Origin of the sequence: Actinomyces howellii, assembly GCF_900637165.1 — a bacterium.
Classification (GTDB): domain Bacteria; phylum Actinomycetota; class Actinomycetes; order Actinomycetales; family Actinomycetaceae; genus Actinomyces; species Actinomyces howellii.
Map to the genome: position 1 here is coordinate 151,388 of NZ_LR134350.1, position 17,613 is coordinate 169,000.

Consider the following 17,613-nt stretch of genomic DNA (forward strand, 5'->3'; position numbering starts at 1 on the left):
TGGCGGGCAGGTCGGGTCGAGCCCGCTGGGTGGCGCTCGCGGGCGGGGCGGTGGTCATGCGGGTGTCAGGCGTCATCGTCGACTCCCGCGTGTCCCAGGATCGTGGTGACGACCCTGTCCCAGCCGTGCCGCTGCTCGGCGCGCTCGCGTGAGGCCCGCCCGAGCGTGGCACGGCGGTGGGGGTCGGAGGCCAGCTCGTCGATGGCGGCGGCCAGCAGGTCGGGGCGCGACGGCGGCACGAGCACGCCGAGGCCGTCGAGCAGCTCGGGGAGCTGCCCGACCCCAGATGCGATGACCGGCAGGCCGGCCGCGAGGTACTCGAGGACCTTGAGGGGGGAGAAGTACTGGCGCTCCTGACCGCCCAGGTCGGGATAGGGGGCGACGCCGACGGCGCTTCCCGCCAGGTGGGCGGGAACCTGCTCAGGAGGAACCGCCCCCCGGAAGTCCACCGCCAGGCCGAGAGCCTCCGACCGGGACCGCAGGGCCGCCATCTCGGGTCCGTCCCCGACGATCCGCAGATGCCAGCCCTCACGGGCCAGGGCGGCGGCCTCGAGCAGGTCCTCCACACCGTGCCACGGCTTGAGGGTGCCCACAAAGGTGACGACGACCCGATCGGGGTCCTCAGGGGCCGGGGTGATGCGGCTCAGGCTCACCCCGTTGGGCACCGTGCTCACTCGCGGTGAGCCGGTCAGTGCCCGCACCCACTGCGCCACCGGCTCGGAGACGCACACGGTGGCGCGGGCGGCGCCGACCTGCGTGCGAAGCGCCCGCAGCGCCCCGGCCTGGTCGACCAGGACCCGGTGGTCGCGCTGCTCCTCGATGAGGGGGGCGTTGACCTCCAGGACACCCGGGGCTCGGGTCGCGGCGTGGATCTCGGCCAGCGCTGTGCTGAACAGGGAGTAGCGCTCGTAGACGAGGTCGGTGCCGGAGGCCACGACCGCCTGGGCGATCTCGATGCTGGCCCGGCGCTGGAGGCGTTCGCGCTCCTCGGGCTCGGCCCGGGGGACCGGGGTCTCGATGACCTCGAGGTCGGTCAGGTCGCTGGGGACCGTCTCCCCGCGCCGTGCGGCGTGCACGACGACGCGGTGACCCGCGGCGCGCAGCTCGCGCACGACCTCCTGGATGTGCACCGAGGCGCCCTTGGTGCCGAAGACCGGCACACCGGGGTCGGCGCAGACATAGGCTATGCGCATCAGTTCTCCTCTCCACAGGTGTCGGTGCCCTGGACTCGCGGGGCCTGCCACGCCGACAGGACCTCCGCCTGCCTCCTGGAGTCGAACTGCTCCTCGACCAGGGTGCGGGCCCCTCGCGCCAGGGGGAGAGGGTCGATCCGGCCCTCGGCCAGGTCGCGCAAGGCCTCGGCCAGGGCCTCGGGGTCACCCGGCGGCAGGAGGACTCCGGTCTCGCCGTCGCGCACGACCTCGGGCAGGCCCGTCACCGCGGTGGCCAGGACCGGGGTTCCGCAAGCCATGGACTCCAGGACGACCGTGGGCAGACCGTCGACGTTGCCGTCGGCCGCGGGCACGCAGGGGGCGGCGAAGACGTGGGAGCGCCTGAGCAGCTCCCGGACCTCCTCCTGGGTCTGGGGGCCGAGCAGCCGCACGCGGTCTGTCAGGCCCAGACGGCAGGCCTGCTCGGCCAGGCGGGTGCGCTCCTCGCCGTCGCCGGCGATGTCCAGCACGATGGGGGTCCCGGCTGCGCGGAGCCGGTGGACGGCCTCGATGAGGACGTCGAAGCCCTTCTTGGGCACGAGCCTGCCCACTGCGGCCACCCGGAGGGCTCCGCGCACGGGGATCGGGTCGCGGTAGGTGAAGCGCGACAGCTCCAGGGCGTTGTACCGCAGGCTCACCCTCGCCCCGGTGCCGGCGAGCTCGGAGCGCAGGTGCTCCTCGTTGAAGCGGGAGATGGCGATGACCCTGTCGGCGTCGGCGCACACCCGGCGCAGCCACTGCCGGTCCACCGACTCGTGGTAGATGTCCTTGGCGTGGGTCGTCACGGTGTAGGGGATGCCGGTCAGCCGGGAGGCGATCCAGGCCGTGCGCCCCGCCAGGGTCGCGAAGTGCGCATGAAGGTGGGTGATGCCGTCCTCCTGCGCCGCGTGGGCCAGGGACAGGGCCTGGGCGACCTCGTCACCTGGGAGGGAGGCCAGGACGGGCATGAGGTCCGCGAAGCGGGAGCGGCGGGTGTCGTCGACCAGGCTGTGGGCCATCTGCTCCCACATCTCGGTGGGCCTGACCGGCCGGGGCACCCAGGTCACACGGGCCGACACCCGTGCGATCTCGGGGTGGAAGCGCGCGTCGGTCGTGGGGCGCAGGGCGTAGACGGACAGGTCGTCGCCGTGGGCCTCTCGGGCCAGGATCTCGGTGACGATGAAGGTCTCCGAGAAGCGCGGGTAGACCTTGAGGACGTATCCGATGCGGCTCATGGGCGGGTCCTTCCGCTGGCGGGGGACGAGGACAGGGGATGGGGGGTGAGAGCCGGGGGCCGGGGAGCGCAGCGCTCCTCGTCGTGGCCCAGCAGCCGGGCGGCGAGGAGCGGGACGGTCTGCAGGCCGGTTCCGTCGACCCGGTGTCGCTCGACGCGACGTCGAACAGCCCCGTGGCTCCAGCGGCTCAGGGCCGCGGAATCGAGGTCGCCCAGTCTCAGGAGCTCCACCGCCCCGACGTCACTGAGGGCGCGGGCCCGGATGAGCTGCTCGAGCCGCGGCCTCTCGCGGGGCACGACGAGCGCGGGCGTCGAGGTGTCGAGGATCTCGCAGACGGTGTTGTAGCCGCCCATGGAGATGACGGCCGAGGCCGCGGCGATCTGGTGGCTGAGTCCCGGCCAGGAGCGGTGCACCCGGGTGCGGGGGGCGGCGGCCTCACGCACCGCCTCGAAGGCGCTGCGGTCGAGCTGGGGCCCGGTGACCACGATGTGCTCGTGTCCGGCCGGCGGGGTCATCCGGGCGGCTGTGCGCAGCAGGGCGTGGCCGTCGGACCCCCCGCCGGCGGTGGTCAGGATGAAGGGGGAGGAGGGCTCGTGGGCGCTGTGGTCGAGCAGGCGCCTGCCGCGCGCGAGGTAGCCGGTGTACCGGACGCGGTCGTGCATGCCCGGCGGGATCTCGGCGGTGGCCACGGGGTCGTGGACGGCGGGGTCGCCGTAGACCCACACCTGGTCGACAAGTCGGCGCATCTCGCCCGGGTCGCCCAGGCGGACCCACTCGGCGGCGGCGGCGTCAGGGGAGTCGAGCACCTCCCTCAGTCCCAGGACCACGCGCGCCCCCGGGTGGGCCAGGCGCAGGTGGTGCAGCGGTGTCCGCAGCTCGTGCCACACGCCGTAGGGATGGCGGTCGATGACGACGAGATCAGGTCCCAGTGCCAGGAGCGCGGCGTCGAGGACGTGGCTGCGCACGGTGCGCAGGGAGTCGGTGTCGACCCCCAGGCTCCGGGGACCGTAGCCCAGGTCGGTCTTGGCGACTCCGGGCAGGGTGAGCCAGTCGAAGCCCGAGGGCAGGCGGAAGCCGTGATCGGGGGTGAGGCCGGTGACGACGAGCCCGCTCACGCCCCGCCCGGTCACGGCCGGGAGGTGGTCCGCGAGGTGGTGGGCGAGCGCGAGATTGCGGCGCAGGTGCCCCAGGCCCTGCGAGTCGTGGCTGTAGAGCACCACCCTGATCGCGTCGTCGTGTCCCATTGTCCTGCTCGCCCCTGTCTGTCGTGGGCGGCAGCGCATCCGCCCACGATGGATCCTCATCACCGACGGCTACAGGAACGTGAGGTCACGATGAGAGAGCTCTCAGGAAAGCCTTCGCCGGAGGGGACTGGTCGGGGAGCGGTCGAGCACAACGAGCAGGGCGATGAAAAATGATGGTTTTGGTGCTATTCTCGTCGCATTCAATCAGAGTTGCGGAGAGATCCGCGTCGTCCTCAGGGGGACATGTGACTAGCAGAACAACCTCGGAGATCAACAGCCAGCCCGAGCTGTGGGCCAGGGCCGCCGAGCTCGCCGGTGACGTGGAGGGACTGCCACGAACGGGGGAGCGCGTCGCCGTCGTCGGCTGCGGCACCTCGTGGTTCATGGCCCAGTCCTACGCGGTGCTGCGGGACGAGGCGGGTCAGGGTGAGACCGACGCCTTCACCGCCTCCCTGCTCCCGACCGAGCGGCGCTACGACCGTGCCGTCCTGCTGTCCCGCTCGGGCACGACCACGGAGATCGTCGAGGTCGCCCGGGCCCTGCGGGAACGAGGCACCCCCGCCACCCTCATCACCGCCGTCGGCGGCGGACCCGCGGCGCCGCAGGTCGACCACGAGATCGTCCTCGACTTCGCCGACGAGCGCTCGGTGGTCCAGACCCGCTTCGCCACGACCGCGCTCAGCCTGCTGCGGGCCTCGACCGGCCAGGACCTGTCACGGTCCGTGGCCGACGCCGCCGCCGCCCTCGAGACCGAGATCGACCCCGCGTGGGTCGAGGCCCCCCAGGTCACCTTCCTGGGAGAGGGCTGGTGCTTCGGGCTCGCCAACGAGGCGGCGCTCAAGTGGCGCGAGGCCTCCCAGGCGTGGACCGAGTCCTACCCGTCCATGGAGTACCGGCACGGACCGATCGCCATCGCCGAGCCCGGGCGCCTGACCTGGGTCTTCGGTCAGGCTCCTGTGGGGATGGCGCAGCAGGTGGCCCTGACCGGCGCGAGCCTGCTCACCTTCGACCTCGACCCCCTGGCGGCGCTCGTCGTGGCCCAGCGGACGGCGGTCGCCCGGGCGCAGGCCCGTGGCCTGGACCCCGACCGTCCGCGCCACCTGAGCCGGGCGGTCATCCTCTCCGGGGCGCGGGGCTGATCGACGTGGCGGCGCGCTGGGCCGTCGGCGTCGACGTCGGAGGCACCACGATCAAGACTGTCGTGTCGAACGCCGCCGGCCAGGCGGTCCTCAGGCGCACCGATCCCACCCCTCACGGCGCTCAGGAGGTCGTCGCCACCGTGGCCCGTGTCGTCTCCGAGGTCGACGCCGACCTCGAGGCGGGCCGGGTGCGCGAGGGCGCGCGGGCGCTGGCCCCCGAGGAGGTCGTGCACCCGGTGGGCGTCGACGTCCCCGGCATCGTCGACGAGGACGCTGGGGTCGCCGTCCTGTCGGTCAACCTCGGCTGGGGCAGGGTGCCGATGCGCCTCGACCTCGAGCGGGCCCTGGGTCGGCCCGTGTCCCTGGGGCACGACGTGCGCAGCGGGGCCTGGGCCGAGTCGCGTTGGGGGGCGGCGGGTCCGCACTGTGTGTACCTGGCCCTGGGCACCGGGCTGGCGGCCGCTGTCGTGCTCGACGGCCGGCCGGTGGTCTCCGGCGGCTGGGCAGGGGAGGTCGGGCAGATGCTCGTGCCCGATCCGGACTCTCCCGGCTCTCTCGCTCGGTTGGAGGACGTCGTGAGCGCAGGCGCGCTGGCCCGCAGGTGGGCGCGCTCGCGACCGGCCGGCACCCGAGGGCGGGTGGTGGAGGAGGGCGCCCTCGGCGTCCTGCGGGAGGTCGAGCGCGGTGACGCCGAGGCGGCGCGCGTGTGGGACACGGGCCTGGACGCGTTGGCCGAGCTCGTCGCGCGCACCGCGTGCCTCCTGGGGCCGGTCGACGTCGTCATCGGCGGGGGCCTGGCGGGGGCGGGTCGGGCCCGCCTCGTCGAGCCCCTGCGGAACCGGGTTGCCGACCTGCTCACCGTCTGCCCGCCACCACGGGTCCTGGTCGCCGGCCTCGGCCCGTGGTCGCAGGCGCTGGGCAGCGCCGGACGTGCGCTGGCGGCCTCGGGTGAGGGAGGCTGAGCAGGCTCGAGGCGCTCGGTCCCTGGCGGGGCACGGGCGCCCCCGTCGTGTTCACGCCGGGCGTGGTGCGTCACGTCCGCAGCCCGAGGCGTGGCAGTATGGTCGTGACCGTGCCCCCCGAACGGGCGATGATGACCTGAGGAGTACCCGTGCTGACCCTGACCGTGGAGCGACGCCCATGAGCGAGAGCTCGCGCCGCCTGCGCATCGGCGTCATGGGCGGGACCTTCGACCCGATCCACCACGGGCACCTCGTGGCGGCCTCGGAGGTGCAGAACGCCTTCGGTCTCGACGAGGTCATCTTCGTGCCGACGTGGGCGCAGCCCTTCAAGCGGGACAGGCGCGTGTCCCCGGCCGAGCACCGCTATCTCATGACGGTGATCGCCACCGCGCCCAACCCCCGCTTCACGGTCTCCCGGGTCGACATCGACCGGGGCGGCACGACCTACACGATCGACACCCTCCACGACATCGCCTCGGAGTACCCGGGCGCCGAGCTGTACTTCATCACCGGCGCAGACGCCCTGGCGCAGATCCTGACGTGGAAGGACAATGAGGAGATCTTCGACCTGGCCCACATGGTGGGGGTCACGCGCCCCGGGCACGTGCTGTCCGACCCGGGGCTGCCCGAGGACAAGGTGTCCCTGGTCGAGGTCCCGGCCATGGCGATCTCGTCGACCGACTGCCGTCGGAGGGTCGGCAGCGGCGTGCCCGTGTGGTACCTCGTGCCCGACGGCGTGGTGCAGTACATCCGCAAGTACGGGCTCTACCGTATGGTGCACCGACCGGCGTCCACGACGTCGATGACGGCTCACGTCGCGAGAGAGCAGTCCCTGAGGGAGGATAACGATGGTGAGTGAACCCAGCGACGTCGGCGGGACGCGTCCCGCCGACGGCGACGACGCGACCCACTCCAGCCGCAGGGCCAAGAGGCAGGCAGAGCGTGCGGCCGAGCGCGAGGCGTACCTCACCGGCCAGCAGCCGGTGCTCACCCGCCGCGAGCTCAAGCGCCAGCGCGAGGAGGCCGCTGCCCTGCGCGCCGCAGTCGCTGCGGGCGAGCTGACGATGGAGCAGGCCCGAGCCCTGCAGAACCCCCTTCTCGACCAGTCCGAGATCGACATCCCGGCCACCGGCTCCCAGGGTGTGCCGGTCCAGGCCCCGGTCGCGCAGCCGGAGCCCTCCGCCACGCCCGCTCCGTCCTGGCAGCCGCAGCCCTCTTCCGTCCCCCAGGCTGCCCCTGTCTCGCCCACCTCCTCACCGGTGGTGTCCCCTCCGTTGTCCCCCTCGCCGGTGGCCTCCGCCTCGCCGGCTCCGGTGACCCCGTCGCCGCTGCTGCCCGTCGTGCCCGCACGGTCGGCGTCCTCGGCCGCCTCGACGTCGTCCCCCGTGGCCCCCTCCTCGCCGGTGGCGCCGCCCTCACCGGTGCTGCCCCCGGTGTCCGCGCAACCGGTCTCACCCCCGCCTGCCGCCTCGGCCCCCGCTGTGCCGACCGCCAGGGCCGTTCCCGTTCCGCGCGGCCCCGAGGCCCCCCAGGTCGCGGACGCCGGACTGACCGCGGACAGGATGGACGAGCTCTCGGAGATGCCGACCGGCGTCTACACTCCGGTCGACCTGCCGATCAAGGGGCCGCAGACGGGCTCCTCCCCGCGTGAGAGCTCGAGCGTGCCCGAGCGCCGCTCGGTCCTGGGGCGCACGAGCCCGTCAGACCCGGTCGGCCCTGCGGCGACGGGACCGGCGGCGCCTGCGGGCCCGGCCTCCTCGCCGGCCACCTCGTGGTCCCCGACGCCCTCGCCGGCAGGGGCAAGCACCTCGCCGGCCACCTCCTGGTCCCCGACGCCCTCCCCCGGAGCCGGCACGGACCCAGGTGCCCCTGCCTCCTCAACAGCCCTGCCGTCCCCCGCGCCAGGCTCGTCGACGACAAGCTCGCCGTGGGGACCGGTAACGGGCTCTCAGGCCGATCCGGCCGTGCGCGCCTCGTCCTTGCCCACGTCCTTGCCCACGTCCTTGCCCACGTCCTCGCCCACGGCCGGCTCAGGACCCGTCGGGTCCTCGGCGGCCTCATCCCCTGTCGCTGCCAGCCCGACCGGGGCGCCCGCCGCTCGGCCGGTGGGCGAGGCGGTCGGCCCGCAGCCCGTCCCTGGCCAGGCAGGCCCGGCGGCCGTGCCCACCCCGGTCCCGTCGGTGGACAGCCGTCGCTCGGCCTCCCCCGTGGAGCCCGCCCCGCCCGCCTCGGCGAGCCTCGAGGACCAGGCCGAGGCCGCCAGCCCCGTGCGCCGGCCGATCGTCCGGGTCCCCTCGGCGGCCCAGGGCGTGCGCACCATCGACATCGACTCCGGTGAGCTGAGCGCCGTCCAGCCGGTGGAGGAGCATGTCGAGGACAGCTCCCCGCACTGGCGCACGCTCAGCTCAGCAGGGTCGGCCGCCTCGGCTGCCGCCCGGTCCGCGGGCTCGGCCGCCTCGGCCCCGGCCTCCGCCGGGTCGGCGGCGCAGGCCCCGACGGCCACCCCCTCGCCGTCCTCGTCGCCCTCCTCCTCTCCCGCCCCTGGTGCCGAGCAGCAGGCGGAGGCAGGTGACGCCGAGGAGGCCTACAGCGGCATCGACAACCCGCAGTGGCCCTCACTCCACGGTGGCGGCTCGACCGGTCGAACGATCGCGACAAGCCCCTACACCTCCGAGCCGGAGCCCATCGACCCCGTCCCCGAGACGGCCGAGAAGGCGGCGCAGGTCGAGCGGACCAGCCCGGTCAAGGAGCCCGCCCGGGCACCGGAGGGCAAGCAGACCTCGACGCTCACGCGCGTGCTGCTCATCGCGCTGCTCGTCGTCGTCGTCCTGCTCGTCATCCTGGCGGTCGTGTGGTTCGTCGTTCTGCGTGACGCGGGTTCCGCGGCTGCGGCCGCCCGGGCCGTGGCCACGTGGACGAGCCTGCTCACCTGACACCGACTCAGCCGCCCGCCGCCCCGGCCAGCCCCAGGGCGCCGGACGTGCGCACACCGAACCGACCACCTCATCAACCGCCGAGGAGCCCAGTGCCAGCCACCGCCCAGTCCGTCGAGCTCACCGTCGTCGCCGCCCGCGCGGCGGCCGGCAAGAAGGCGGAGGAGATCATCGCGATCGACGTCTCGGAGCGCTTGGCGCTGACTGACGTGTTCCTCGTCGTGTCCGGAGGCAACGACAGGCAGGTGCGCGCCATCGTCGACGCGGTCGACGAGGCCATGCACAAGGCCGGGGCGCGCCGTCGGGCCCGCGAGGGATATGAGGAGGCCCACTGGGTCCTGCTGGACTACTCCGACCTGGTCGTCCACGTCCAGCGCAGCGAGGACCGGGAGTACTACGCCCTGGAACGGCTGTGGAAGGACTGCCCCCTTGTCGCGCTGCCCGAGGACCTCGGAGCACCCATCGAGGCGGGGCCCGTCGTCGGGCCCGCGCTCTGATCGCGAGGCCCGGATGACCCGGCTGGTGCTGTGGCGCCACGGCCAGACCGACTACAACGCCCAAGGCCGCATCCAGGGGCGTGTCGACATCCCGCTCAACGAGGCGGGCCTGGCCCAGGCGCGCGCGGCGGCGCCCGCCATCGAGGGGCTTGAACCGGTGCGGATCGTCTCCTCGCCGCTGGCCAGGGCCCGGCAGACCGCCGAGGTGCTGTCCGAGGCGGCCGGGATCGACGTCGAGACCGACGAGGACCTCATCGAGCGCGCCTTCGGTGCCTTCGAGGGGATGACCCGCGCTGAGATGAAGGCCCGCTTGCCCCGGGAGTACCGCGCCTGGCGCGCGGGCCTCGACCCCGAGTCGATCGGCGTCGAGCCCCGCGACGTGGCGGCCCGGCGCGTCGGGGGAGCCCTCGAGCGCGTCGCGGAGCGGTCAGGGGAGGCGACCGTTGTCGTCGTCGCGCACGGTGCCGCCCTCACGCTCGGCACGACCCACCTGCTCGGGATGGAGCCGACGGACTGGTTCGGGCTGCGCGGCATGGACAACGGGCGGCACGCGATCCTCAGCTCGGGAGACCGGCCCCCGGGGTGGTCGCTGCTTGGGTGGAACCTCGGGTGAGGTAGCGCACGCGAGGCAGATTTGCCCTCGGTGCGCTCGACTCCATAGAGTTGTCCGCGTCGCCCGTCACGGGTGGCGCCCGCTCCGGGGCTATGGCGCAGTTGGTAGCGCGCTTCCATGGCATGGAAGAGGTCGGGGGTTCGAATCCCCCTAGCTCCACGATCCCCTCTCGGCCGGTGCCGGTACGGTGGATCAACCTGACGGGGCTATGGCGCAGTTGGTAGCGCGCTTCCATGGCATGGAAGAGGTCGGGGGTTCGAATCCCCCTAGCTCCACCGTAGACGGGAAGATCGAGACTTGCCCGTCCTCAGGCTTCCCGGTCTCGGTGGTGTTGCGGCGCCGGAGAAGTGCGCTATAGGGGTAGCGGAATGGCTGGACGTGGAGTGCGAGGTCGCGTCGGAATCAGTGCGAGGCACTTGTCTGCCCTCAACACGGGCACCACTTCCGCGCGCACGCTTGCCGAGGCTCTTGCCATTGACCACACGATCCTGCTCCTGGCCGTGCTCCCCGACGCGGATGAGGAGCTGCGTGCCAGGGTCGCTGCGGCGCAGAAGCTCGGTATCCTGCAACGAATGAAGAGTATCGGCGCCGCCCTGGCTGAGCGTCTCGACGCGGCCGAGGTTGAACGCCTTGCCAGTCATCCCTCCGATTCCGTGCGCGGGTGGGTGTGCTTCCTTCATGCAGCTCGCGCCACGGCTGGGCCCGCCGCGCTGCTTGATGAGCTCCGCTGCTTCGTGGACGACGGGCACTTCGCCGTCCGCGAGTGGGTATGGATGGCCGCGCGTCCGACGCTCACGAGTGATCTTGATACGAGCATCCGCATCCTCGCCGGTTGGACGGACGACCGTTCTGAACGGGTGCGCCGGTTCGCGAGCGAAGCACTCCGGCCGCGCGGCGTCTGGGCAACTCACATCCCGGAACTGAAACAGCATCCGGAACTGGGGGAACCGATCCTGAACCCACTGTGCGCTGATCCCTCGCGGTACGTTCAGGACTCGGTCTCTAACTGGATCAACGACGCTGCAAGGACGCGCCCTGAATGGGCTGTAGAGCTATGCGGGCGATGGGCGTCCGAAAGCACCGACCCGGCCACCGCACGAATCGTGAAGCGCGCCCTGCGGTCCGTCGATCGAACAGCCACGCGTTCATAGAGCAGAAGGACATCATCTCAGGCCACGAAGGAACTGGCCTCACCACGTACTTGGGCGCCACGACCGAGGGACGATGGCAGAAGACGGGGTGAGACACCTTGCTCATCATGCACCGCCGTACACCGCGATCTGGCCGTCGTCGATGACGATTCCCACATCGTCTTCAAGCGTGAGCGCGGAGCCCATGACGTGGGCGTGGTCGCCTCGGTGCTGGGGTCGGGGGTGAGGTCCGCCGGTCCTCACCTGGCCGCATCTCGATGAGCTCTGCCCGGTCGTGACCGGGCGACGTCAGGAGCCCGAGCGCGTGGTTCCGGGCTCCTGCTTCGTGCCCGCAGCGGGGCGCGGCTGTGCCGGCCTCGCGACCGTCATCGCGTGGCCCGGCCCTTGGCCGCGGACAGGCCTGTCATCGACTTGGTGGCTAGCGTTGAGGTCAGGACCGCCATCGCACCTATCATGGGGGCATCCTCTCAATCAGAGGACATGAGGCACCTAGGAGCCCCGCGGGCGCGCTTCGGGTAGGAGAAGGAGGGGAAAGAACATCAGGTTCGGCGAGCGCGTCTTCCTCAACAGCGGGTGCCGTTTTCAGGACCAGGGTGGCATCACGATCGGTGACGACGTCTTCATCGGGCACAACGTCGTTCTCGCCACCTTGAACCACGATCTCGACCCCTCCCGGCGGACGACGACGATCCCTCAGCCGATCACCATCGCAGACCGGGTGTGGATGGGGGCCAACGTGACGGTGCTGCCCGGGGTGACCATCGGTGAGGGCGCGGTCGTCGCAGCAGGTGCGGTCGTGACCCGGGACGTCCCGGCGTTCACGGTCGTCGGAGGAGTACCCGCGAAGCCGATCCGGCGCCTCGAGACGACGCCCTGAGCACGCGTGCCGACCCCTGTCCGCCTCCCGGGGTCCTCATCTTATGAGCGGAGACTCGTGATGACGCGGTTGTAGGTCATGGCGGTGTTGACCCAGAAGACGAGGCGGTCGTCGGCGTCGATCGCGTCCGGACGGACCCTGATCCAACCGGGCCCCATGGTCCTGCCGGCGCCCATCTCGGCCTGCGCGGTACCCGGCTCGGACAGCAGTGCCTCGTGGTCGTCGGCGTCGGCACGGACCAGGAGGCTGCCGTCCTTGCCGACGCTGACCACCATCGTGGAGCCGAGCATGATCGCGCGACCGCCGAACATCGACACTTCACGGACGTCGGGCTCAGCATCAATCAGCCGACGTATCCGCTCCAGGAGGGAGCGCTGCTGCGGGGTCGGGGCAGCCATGAGCGTCAGCCCTGGGTGGGCGGGCCGTAGGAGAGCCGGTCGAAGATGAGCACGCTGTCGACGATCCTGCCGTCTTGGACGGTGAAGCACTCGGCAGCTGGTGCCGTGGTCGTCGCAGCGGTCTGAGGGTAATAGAACAGCGCGACGCGATGGCCCTCAGCGAACTCGGCAATGTCGCCGATCCCGGTCAGCCTGGGGGCGAAGGCGGCGATGAAGCTCTGGTACTCCTGCTTGCCGTCCAGATCGATCCCGGGGGCTCGGCACGTGACGTCGTCGGCGACATAGGACATGGCGGTCTCGACGTCGCCCGTCGTCCAGGCCCGGTGGTAGCTCATGACGACCTCGTAGGGTGTCAGGGATGTCATGTGCGGTCTCCTTCTCGGATGAGTGCTTTGGTCGGTGCTAGTCGGTCAGGGGGGCGCCAGTGGTCGACTCCGGCGTCTTGTCCCGCGCCCACCAGGCGCAGGCGTGGCAGGAAGTTGGCCCAGCCGTCGGCGTGGCCGCGAACCGCGGTGTCCGGCAGGTTGAAGTGCCGTAGATCGACGCGGGTTCCCGTCGGGGTGGGGGTCAGGACGAACTCGACCGTGAAGGCTCCGGCCGGCAGCTCGTCGTTCCCGGGAAATCCCCATGAGACCACCACACGTCGGGGCGGGTCGACCGTCAGGTACCGGCCGCGCACTGGATGCCCGGCGATGTCGACAACGAACCGACCGCCGGGGGTGGGATCGAGATCCGCGTACTGTCCCATCCACGCCGTCATGCCCTCGTTCGTCGTGAGGTAGTCGAACACGGTCCGCGGAGAGGCGGCGATCTCGATGGAGTCCCGGAACTCAGCCATGCTGGCCTGCCTCTCTCTGTTCGACGACGGACTTCAACGCGGCCAGCCTCCCGGGCCAGAATCCGTCCAGATACGACTGCGTCGCCGCCAGGCCGTCGGTGTTCAGCGCGTAGAGGTGACGGGTCCGAACGGTGCCAGGTCACAGCGGGGCGGCCTCGACATGAGCCGGGATGACCCGGGTGGCCGTGGGTCGGGTGAGGTGGGTGGTGGGCGCGGGAACGACGAGCGGGACGGTGCTCTGCCGCCAGGGTCGATCACCCCGAGCGGCCGGCCCCGGCAGGGCGCCTTGCCGCACGGCCCGAGGCTCCCGACGTCGGCGTGCCGGATGTCCCGATCTCGAGGTGCCATAAGTCCCGATCTCGCGAGGGGAGGGGGTGGCGCCGACCGGCCGTTGACCATTAGGGTTGCCTTACCTCCGTCTCAGCCCGTGTGGAAGGGGACCCGTGACCTCCAGCAACCCGTCGAGCGCCCGCGAGCCCGTTGTCAGCTCACGGCGCATGGGCCGGCGCCTCCTGGCCGGGTCGGGCAGCGCGAGCCTGACCGCCTTCCGGATCGACCCGGGGGAGGGTCAGCTCGTCCTGCACGCCATGGACACCACCGGCAGGATGTTCGTGGCCGCCTGCCCCTCGTCGGCCCTGGCCCGTACCTCCGCGGGCGTCCCGATCTCGGTCCGCCTCGACATCACCCTCGACGCCGCCGAGCCCGGCATGCACCTGACGGCCGCCTCCGCCCACCTCCTGGGGGTCCTCACCTGGCTCGAGGGTGAGGAGCGCGACCTCGCCCTGGCCGGTGCCCACAGCGCTGCCTGCCACTGCGCCGTGGCGGGCGCCGACCCGCTTGACGGGATCATCGAGCTCTCCCGCGCCCCGGGCGGGCGGCTCGGGGTCGTCCTGGCCGAGCGGGTCGTCGTCCACGACGCCCTGGGCGTGCACGGCCACTCGATGAGCGAGGTCCTCGACCCGGTGGGATCTGAGCCTGCCGCGCCGCTGTGGTCCTCGCTCGACGAGCTCGCCGCCCAGGAGGCCGTCAAGTCCCTCGGCACGACGGTCCTGACCTGGCTGTGCGACGGGGTCGTCGACGGCTCGGTCCCGGGACGCCTGTGCTCGGTACGCCCCCTCAACGGCGCCTGCGCGGAGCTGGCCGGGCGGGTGCTGTGCGTCGACGCCTGCCCGCAGGACGTCACCCTCATGCGGCTGACCGGCCCGGAGGCGCTGACCGTCCGGGTCGACCTGCCCCGCACGGCCCCCACGGCTCGCGAGATGCTCGACGAGCTCGACCGTCTCGCGTGGGACTCGGCCGCGGCGCGCCCCTAAGCGCATCTGACCGCCTCGGCCGGGCGCAGGACGGGGCCCCACCGTGATGGTGGGGCCCCGTCGGTCAGAGGCGCGAGGTGTCGTGCGCGCCGGGTCGAGGCGGGAGCCGTCTGGGCAGGCTGGCCCAGCAGGGTGTCGCAGGACTCAGCGGGCCTCGTAGGACAGGCAGCCCGCGGTCTGACCGCCGATGGTCACAGCCTCGGCCGAGCACATGAGGTCGGTGTTGTGCACGCACTCCAGTCGCTGGCAGGCGCCGACGTGGCCCTCGGCGACGGGCAGCCCCCCACGTGCGTCGAGGCTGATGAAGGTGGTGCACGACGGGGCGGAGTCCTGGCCGCCGATCGTGATCGCGTAGGCGGTGCACCCCTCGTGGTTGTAGGCGCAGGAGGTCGTGGCGCAGGAGGTGATGGCGGCGACGGTGGACATGGGGTCTCCTCTCGTTCCAGGGCGGACATGGACGCATCTGACGTATTCGACGTTAAGACGAGCGCATCCGGTCGGCAACAGGGAGCGTGACCGCCAGGGGGTGACGCCGAGAGAACCGCGTCGTTCCGGGCGGGAACAGGGGTGGTCAGGGTGATCTCTGCGCGGCGGGCCACCGGTGTCGAGCCGGTCTTGGTGAAGTCCTCCATGGGGTAATGCGCTCAGTGTTGCCTGTCCGCAGATGCACCGGCTCGTCGAGGACAGCTGCTCCGGACGGCCACGTGGACGCGGGTGCCTGCGATACTCTGAGGTCCTTGTCACGTGACGATTCTGGAGGAGGACGCGATGACTGCGGTGGGATGCGGGATCGATATCGGGGGCTCGGGTGTCAAGGGCGCGCTGGTCGACCTGGACAGCGGGGAGCTGATCGGGGAGAGGGTGCGGATCGTCACCCCGACCCCGGCCACCCCCGACGCGGTCGCCGAGGTGTGCCGTGAGCTCCTCGAGAGGCTCGAGGTCGGCCCGGAGGTGCCGGTCGGTATCGCCTTCCCGGCGCCCATCGTCCGCGGCACGGTCCCCTTCATGGCCAACCTCGACCAGTCCTGGACGGGGGTCAACGTCAACGAGCTCATGCTCAAGCACCTCGGCCGCACCGTGACCGCCCTCAACGACGCCGACGCCGCAGGCCTGGCCGAGGTCGCCTACGGCGCGGCCAAGGGTGTCGCCGGCACCGTCATCGTCACCACCCAGGGCACCGGCATCGGCTCCGCGATCGTCGTCGACGGCACCCTCGTGCCCAACACCGAGCTCGGGCACCTCGAGATCGACGGCCACGACGCGGAGAAGCGCGCCTCCGCCGGGCAGAAGGACCTCCAGGACCTGTCCTGGAGCAAGTGGGCCAAGCGTCTCCAGCGCTACTACTCCCACGTCGAGATGCTCTTCTCCCCGGACCTGTTCGTCGTCGGGGGAGGGGTGTCCAAGAAGCACGAGAAGTTCCTGCCCCTGCTCGACCTCAAGACCGAGATCGTCCCGGCCAAGCTCTTCAACACCGCGGGCATCGTCGGCGCCGCATACCAGGCCTCCCGGTCTGTGTGAGTCCGGGTGAGCCCGGGTGAGTCCGGGTGAGTCCGGGTGAGTCCGGGTGAGCCCTGGTGAGCCCGGGTGAGGCCGGCCCGCCGCCCTGGCGGCGGGCGCCGGATCGAGCTGACAGCGGGGGCCGCGCCCGGGTGACCGGGCGCGGCCCCCGCCGCGTCTCTGCCGGGACTCAGGCCCTCAGGCTCGCCCCGCCGGAGGCGATGACCTCCTTGTACCAGCCGAAGGACTTCTTGCGGTAGCGCTCGAGGGTGCCGGTGCCGTCGTCGTCGCGGTCGACGTAGATGAAGCCGTAGCGCTTGGACATCTGGGCCGTCGAGGCCGACACGCAGTCGATGCAGCCCCAGGTCGTGTAGCCGATCACCTCGACGCCGTCAGCGATGGCCTCGGCCACCTGGACGAGGTGGTCGTTGAGGTAGTCGATACGGTAGTCGTCGTCCACGGTGGGGCGGCCGTCGGGACCGGTGACGAGCTCGTCGCGCGCCCCCAGGCCGTTCTCGACGATGAACAGCGGCTTGTTCCAGCGGTCCCAGAACTGGTTGAGCACCACCCGCAGGCCGATCGGGTCGATCTGCCAGCCCCACTGCGAGGCGGGCAGGGTCGGGTTCGGGACGCCGCCCATGATGTTGCCCTCCCCGGCGTCGACGTCCTGCGTCGCCGACTCGCAGATGGACATGTAGTAGCTGAAGGACACGAAGTCCACCGTGTGCTCCCGCAGCAGGGCCAGTTCCTCCTCGGTGGCCCCCAGGTCCTCCAGCCCCAGGCCCTGCTCGCGCAGCGTGCGCAGGAAGTAGCCCGGGTAGACGCCGCGGACGTGGACGTCGGAGAAGGCCAGGTTGGAGTGGTCGACCTCCATGGCCCGCAGGACGTCCCGGGGGTCGGGGGTGAGCGGGTAGACCGGCATGGCGATGACCATGCAGCCGATGAGCGCCTCGGGGGCGACCTCCCGGGCAATGCGCGTGGCCGCGGCCGAGGCGACGAGCTCGTGGTGGATCGCCGTGTACAGGTCCTTGCGGCTCAGCTGCTCCTTGGGGGTGTTGATCCCGCCCGACAGGAGGGGAGCGTGGAGCACGGAGTTGATCTCGTTGAAGGTCAGCCAGTACTTGACGCGCGAGCCGTAGCGCTCGAACAGGGTGCGGGCGTAGCGCTCGTAGAAGCCGATGAGCCGCCGGTCGGTCCAGCCGTCGTAGGTCTCGGCCAGGTGCAGGGGCGTCTCGTAGTGGCTGATCGTCACGAGAGGCTCGATCCCGTGCCTCTCGCACTCGTCGAGGACGCGGTCGTAGAAGGCCAGGCCCTCCTCGTTGGGCTCGGTCTCGTCACCCAGGGGGAAGATGCGTGACCAGGCGATGGAGAAGCGGAATACCTTGAAGCCCATCTCCGCCAGGAGGGCGATGTCCTCGGCGTAGCGGTGGTAGAAGTCGATGGCCTTGAGCTTGAGGTTGTCCGGGGTCGGCTCGGCGGTGCGCGGGGTCTTGATGCCCTGGGGCATGACGTCCTGGATGGACAGGCCTTTGCCCCCCTCGTCGTAGGCGCCCTCGACCTGGTTGGCGGCGACTGCGCCGCCCCACAGGAAGCCCTCGGGGAAGCGCGGCGTCGAGCTCGGTGCGGTGGTCATGGATGGGGTCTCCTCACGGTTGTCGTGCGGTCTGCAGTGGTCGTCAGGTGGTCGTCAGGTGGTCGTCGGGTGGTCGCCTTGGCGGGGCTGCGC

Annotated in this window: 18 protein-coding genes and 2 tRNA genes; 12 read left to right on the forward strand and 8 right to left on the reverse strand. The window is 71.7% G+C overall.

Features of this window, described 5'->3' with window-relative positions; translation table 11 throughout:
* Window positions 1–65: 65 nt before the first annotated feature.
* The 3 genes from EL245_RS00660 to EL245_RS00670 are packed head-to-tail and all read right to left on the reverse strand — an operon-like array spanning window position 66 to window position 3,669.
* Entirely contained in the window at window positions 66–1,193 is a 1,128-nt protein-coding gene (locus EL245_RS00660; RefSeq protein WP_126381166.1) for a glycosyltransferase family 4 protein, read from the reverse strand.
* On the reverse strand, window positions 1,193–2,425 hold the full coding sequence (locus EL245_RS00665; RefSeq protein WP_126381168.1) for a glycosyltransferase: 1,233 nt from the start codon (window positions 2,423–2,425) through the stop codon (window positions 1,193–1,195). The genes EL245_RS00660 and EL245_RS00665 overlap by 1 nt, the downstream gene beginning before the upstream one ends.
* The gene (locus EL245_RS00670) at window positions 2,422–3,669 is read right to left on the reverse strand and encodes a glycosyltransferase family protein (protein WP_126381170.1); all 1,248 of its coding nucleotides are present in this window, start codon (window positions 3,667–3,669) and stop codon (window positions 2,422–2,424) included. The genes EL245_RS00665 and EL245_RS00670 overlap by 4 nt, the downstream gene beginning before the upstream one ends.
* A 245-nt stretch (window positions 3,670–3,914) precedes the next feature.
* Between EL245_RS00670 and EL245_RS00675 the strand changes: the two genes are divergently transcribed.
* From EL245_RS00675 to EL245_RS00720, 10 genes are all read left to right on the forward strand, one after another.
* Window positions 3,915–4,808, forward strand: a complete 894-nt coding sequence (locus EL245_RS00675; RefSeq protein ID WP_232009808.1) for an SIS domain-containing protein — start codon at window positions 3,915–3,917, stop codon at window positions 4,806–4,808.
* A gap of 5 nt (window positions 4,809–4,813) precedes the next feature.
* Window positions 4,814–5,770, forward strand: coding sequence for an ROK family protein (locus EL245_RS00680; protein WP_161512699.1), 957 nt, complete (start codon window positions 4,814–4,816; stop codon window positions 5,768–5,770).
* Between the two features lie 178 nt (window positions 5,771–5,948).
* On the forward strand, window positions 5,949–6,629 hold the full coding sequence (gene nadD, locus EL245_RS00685; RefSeq protein ID WP_126381175.1) for a nicotinate-nucleotide adenylyltransferase: 681 nt from the start codon (window positions 5,949–5,951) through the stop codon (window positions 6,627–6,629).
* Window positions 6,622–8,703 (forward strand): hypothetical protein, encoded by a 2,082-nt coding sequence (locus tag EL245_RS13460; RefSeq protein WP_161512698.1) that lies wholly within the window; start codon window positions 6,622–6,624, stop codon window positions 8,701–8,703. The genes nadD and EL245_RS13460 overlap by 8 nt, the downstream gene beginning before the upstream one ends.
* A 92-nt stretch (window positions 8,704–8,795) precedes the next feature.
* Window positions 8,796–9,200, forward strand: a complete 405-nt coding sequence (gene rsfS / locus EL245_RS00695; RefSeq protein WP_126381177.1) for a ribosome silencing factor — start codon at window positions 8,796–8,798, stop codon at window positions 9,198–9,200.
* 13 nt (window positions 9,201–9,213) lie between these two features.
* Window positions 9,214–9,813, forward strand: coding sequence for a histidine phosphatase family protein (locus EL245_RS00700; RefSeq protein WP_126381179.1), 600 nt, complete (start codon window positions 9,214–9,216; stop codon window positions 9,811–9,813).
* 86 nt (window positions 9,814–9,899) lie between these two features.
* A tRNA-Ala gene (locus tag EL245_RS00705) sits at window positions 9,900–9,972 on the forward strand.
* A 43-nt stretch (window positions 9,973–10,015) separates the two neighbouring features.
* Window positions 10,016–10,088: transfer RNA gene (locus EL245_RS00710), tRNA-Ala, on the forward strand.
* 141 nt (window positions 10,089–10,229) lie between these two features.
* Complete coding sequence (locus tag EL245_RS00715) at window positions 10,230–10,964, forward strand: DNA alkylation repair protein (protein ID WP_232009809.1); 735 nt, start codon at window positions 10,230–10,232, stop codon at window positions 10,962–10,964.
* A gap of 649 nt (window positions 10,965–11,613) precedes the next feature.
* Window positions 11,614–11,841: a DapH/DapD/GlmU-related protein gene (locus tag EL245_RS00720; protein WP_232009810.1), complete on the forward strand. Its 228-nt coding sequence runs from the start codon at window positions 11,614–11,616 to the stop codon at window positions 11,839–11,841.
* Between the two features lie 41 nt (window positions 11,842–11,882).
* On the opposite strand, the gene EL245_RS00725 is transcribed toward EL245_RS00720, so the two are convergent.
* The 3 genes from EL245_RS00725 to EL245_RS00735 are packed head-to-tail and all read right to left on the reverse strand — an operon-like array spanning window position 11,883 to window position 13,077.
* On the reverse strand, window positions 11,883–12,239 hold the full coding sequence (locus EL245_RS00725) for a TfoX/Sxy family protein (RefSeq protein WP_126381185.1): 357 nt from the start codon (window positions 12,237–12,239) through the stop codon (window positions 11,883–11,885).
* A 5-nt stretch (window positions 12,240–12,244) separates the two neighbouring features.
* A complete protein-coding gene (locus EL245_RS00730; protein WP_126381187.1) occupies window positions 12,245–12,604 on the reverse strand; it encodes a nuclear transport factor 2 family protein in 360 nt (119 codons plus the stop codon).
* Window positions 12,601–13,077 carry an SRPBCC family protein gene (locus EL245_RS00735; protein WP_126381189.1) on the reverse strand — a complete coding sequence of 159 codons (477 nt, stop codon included), beginning with the start codon at window positions 13,075–13,077 and terminating at the stop codon, window positions 12,601–12,603. The genes EL245_RS00730 and EL245_RS00735 overlap by 4 nt, the downstream gene beginning before the upstream one ends.
* A 443-nt stretch (window positions 13,078–13,520) precedes the next feature.
* On the opposite strand from EL245_RS00735, the gene EL245_RS00745 reads away from it, so the two are divergent.
* A complete protein-coding gene (locus tag EL245_RS00745) occupies window positions 13,521–14,390 on the forward strand; it encodes a hypothetical protein (protein WP_126381191.1) in 870 nt (289 codons plus the stop codon).
* A 144-nt stretch (window positions 14,391–14,534) separates the two neighbouring features.
* Here EL245_RS00745 and EL245_RS00750 read toward each other — a convergent pair whose 3' ends face one another.
* On the reverse strand, window positions 14,535–14,816 hold the full coding sequence (locus EL245_RS00750; protein ID WP_126381193.1) for a DUF1540 domain-containing protein: 282 nt from the start codon (window positions 14,814–14,816) through the stop codon (window positions 14,535–14,537).
* A 342-nt stretch (window positions 14,817–15,158) separates the two neighbouring features.
* On the opposite strand from EL245_RS00750, the gene ppgK reads away from it, so the two are divergent.
* On the forward strand, window positions 15,159–15,908 hold the full coding sequence (gene ppgK / locus EL245_RS00755; RefSeq protein WP_126383843.1) for a polyphosphate--glucose phosphotransferase: 750 nt from the start codon (window positions 15,159–15,161) through the stop codon (window positions 15,906–15,908).
* Between the two features lie 169 nt (window positions 15,909–16,077).
* Here the strand turns inward: ppgK and EL245_RS00760 are convergent, their stop codons facing one another.
* The gene (locus EL245_RS00760; protein WP_126381195.1) at window positions 16,078–17,520 is read right to left on the reverse strand and encodes a glycoside hydrolase family 1 protein; all 1,443 of its coding nucleotides are present in this window, start codon (window positions 17,518–17,520) and stop codon (window positions 16,078–16,080) included.
* Window positions 17,521–17,613: the final 93 nt, after the last annotated feature.

What these genes read in the sequence shown, in the direction of transcription:
- EL245_RS00665 (WP_126381168.1), bottom strand. Translation starts at nt 2,425, where the DNA reads ATGAGCCGCATCGGATACGTCCTCAAGGTCTACCCGCGCTTCTCGGAG.
- EL245_RS00700 (WP_126381179.1), top strand. Translation starts at nt 9,214, where the DNA reads ATGACCCGGCTGGTGCTGTGGCGCCACGGCCAGACCGACTACAACGCC.
- nadD (WP_126381175.1), top strand. Translation starts at nt 5,949, where the DNA reads ATGAGCGAGAGCTCGCGCCGCCTGCGCATCGGCGTCATGGGCGGGACC.
- EL245_RS00670 (WP_126381170.1), bottom strand. Translation starts at nt 3,669, where the DNA reads ATGGGACACGACGACGCGATCAGGGTGGTGCTCTACAGCCACGACTCG.
- EL245_RS00760 (WP_126381195.1), bottom strand. Translation starts at nt 17,520, where the DNA reads ATGACCACCGCACCGAGCTCGACGCCGCGCTTCCCCGAGGGCTTCCTG.
- ppgK (WP_126383843.1), top strand. Translation starts at nt 15,159, where the DNA reads ATGACTGCGGTGGGATGCGGGATCGATATCGGGGGCTCGGGTGTCAAG.
- EL245_RS00735 (WP_126381189.1), bottom strand. Translation starts at nt 13,077, where the DNA reads ATGGCTGAGTTCCGGGACTCCATCGAGATCGCCGCCTCTCCGCGGACC.
- EL245_RS00730 (WP_126381187.1), bottom strand. Translation starts at nt 12,604, where the DNA reads ATGACATCCCTGACACCCTACGAGGTCGTCATGAGCTACCACCGGGCC.
- EL245_RS00660 (WP_126381166.1), bottom strand. Translation starts at nt 1,193, where the DNA reads ATGCGCATAGCCTATGTCTGCGCCGACCCCGGTGTGCCGGTCTTCGGC.
- EL245_RS00750 (WP_126381193.1), bottom strand. Translation starts at nt 14,816, where the DNA reads ATGTCCACCGTCGCCGCCATCACCTCCTGCGCCACGACCTCCTGCGCC.
- EL245_RS00725 (WP_126381185.1), bottom strand. Translation starts at nt 12,239, where the DNA reads ATGGCTGCCCCGACCCCGCAGCAGCGCTCCCTCCTGGAGCGGATACGT.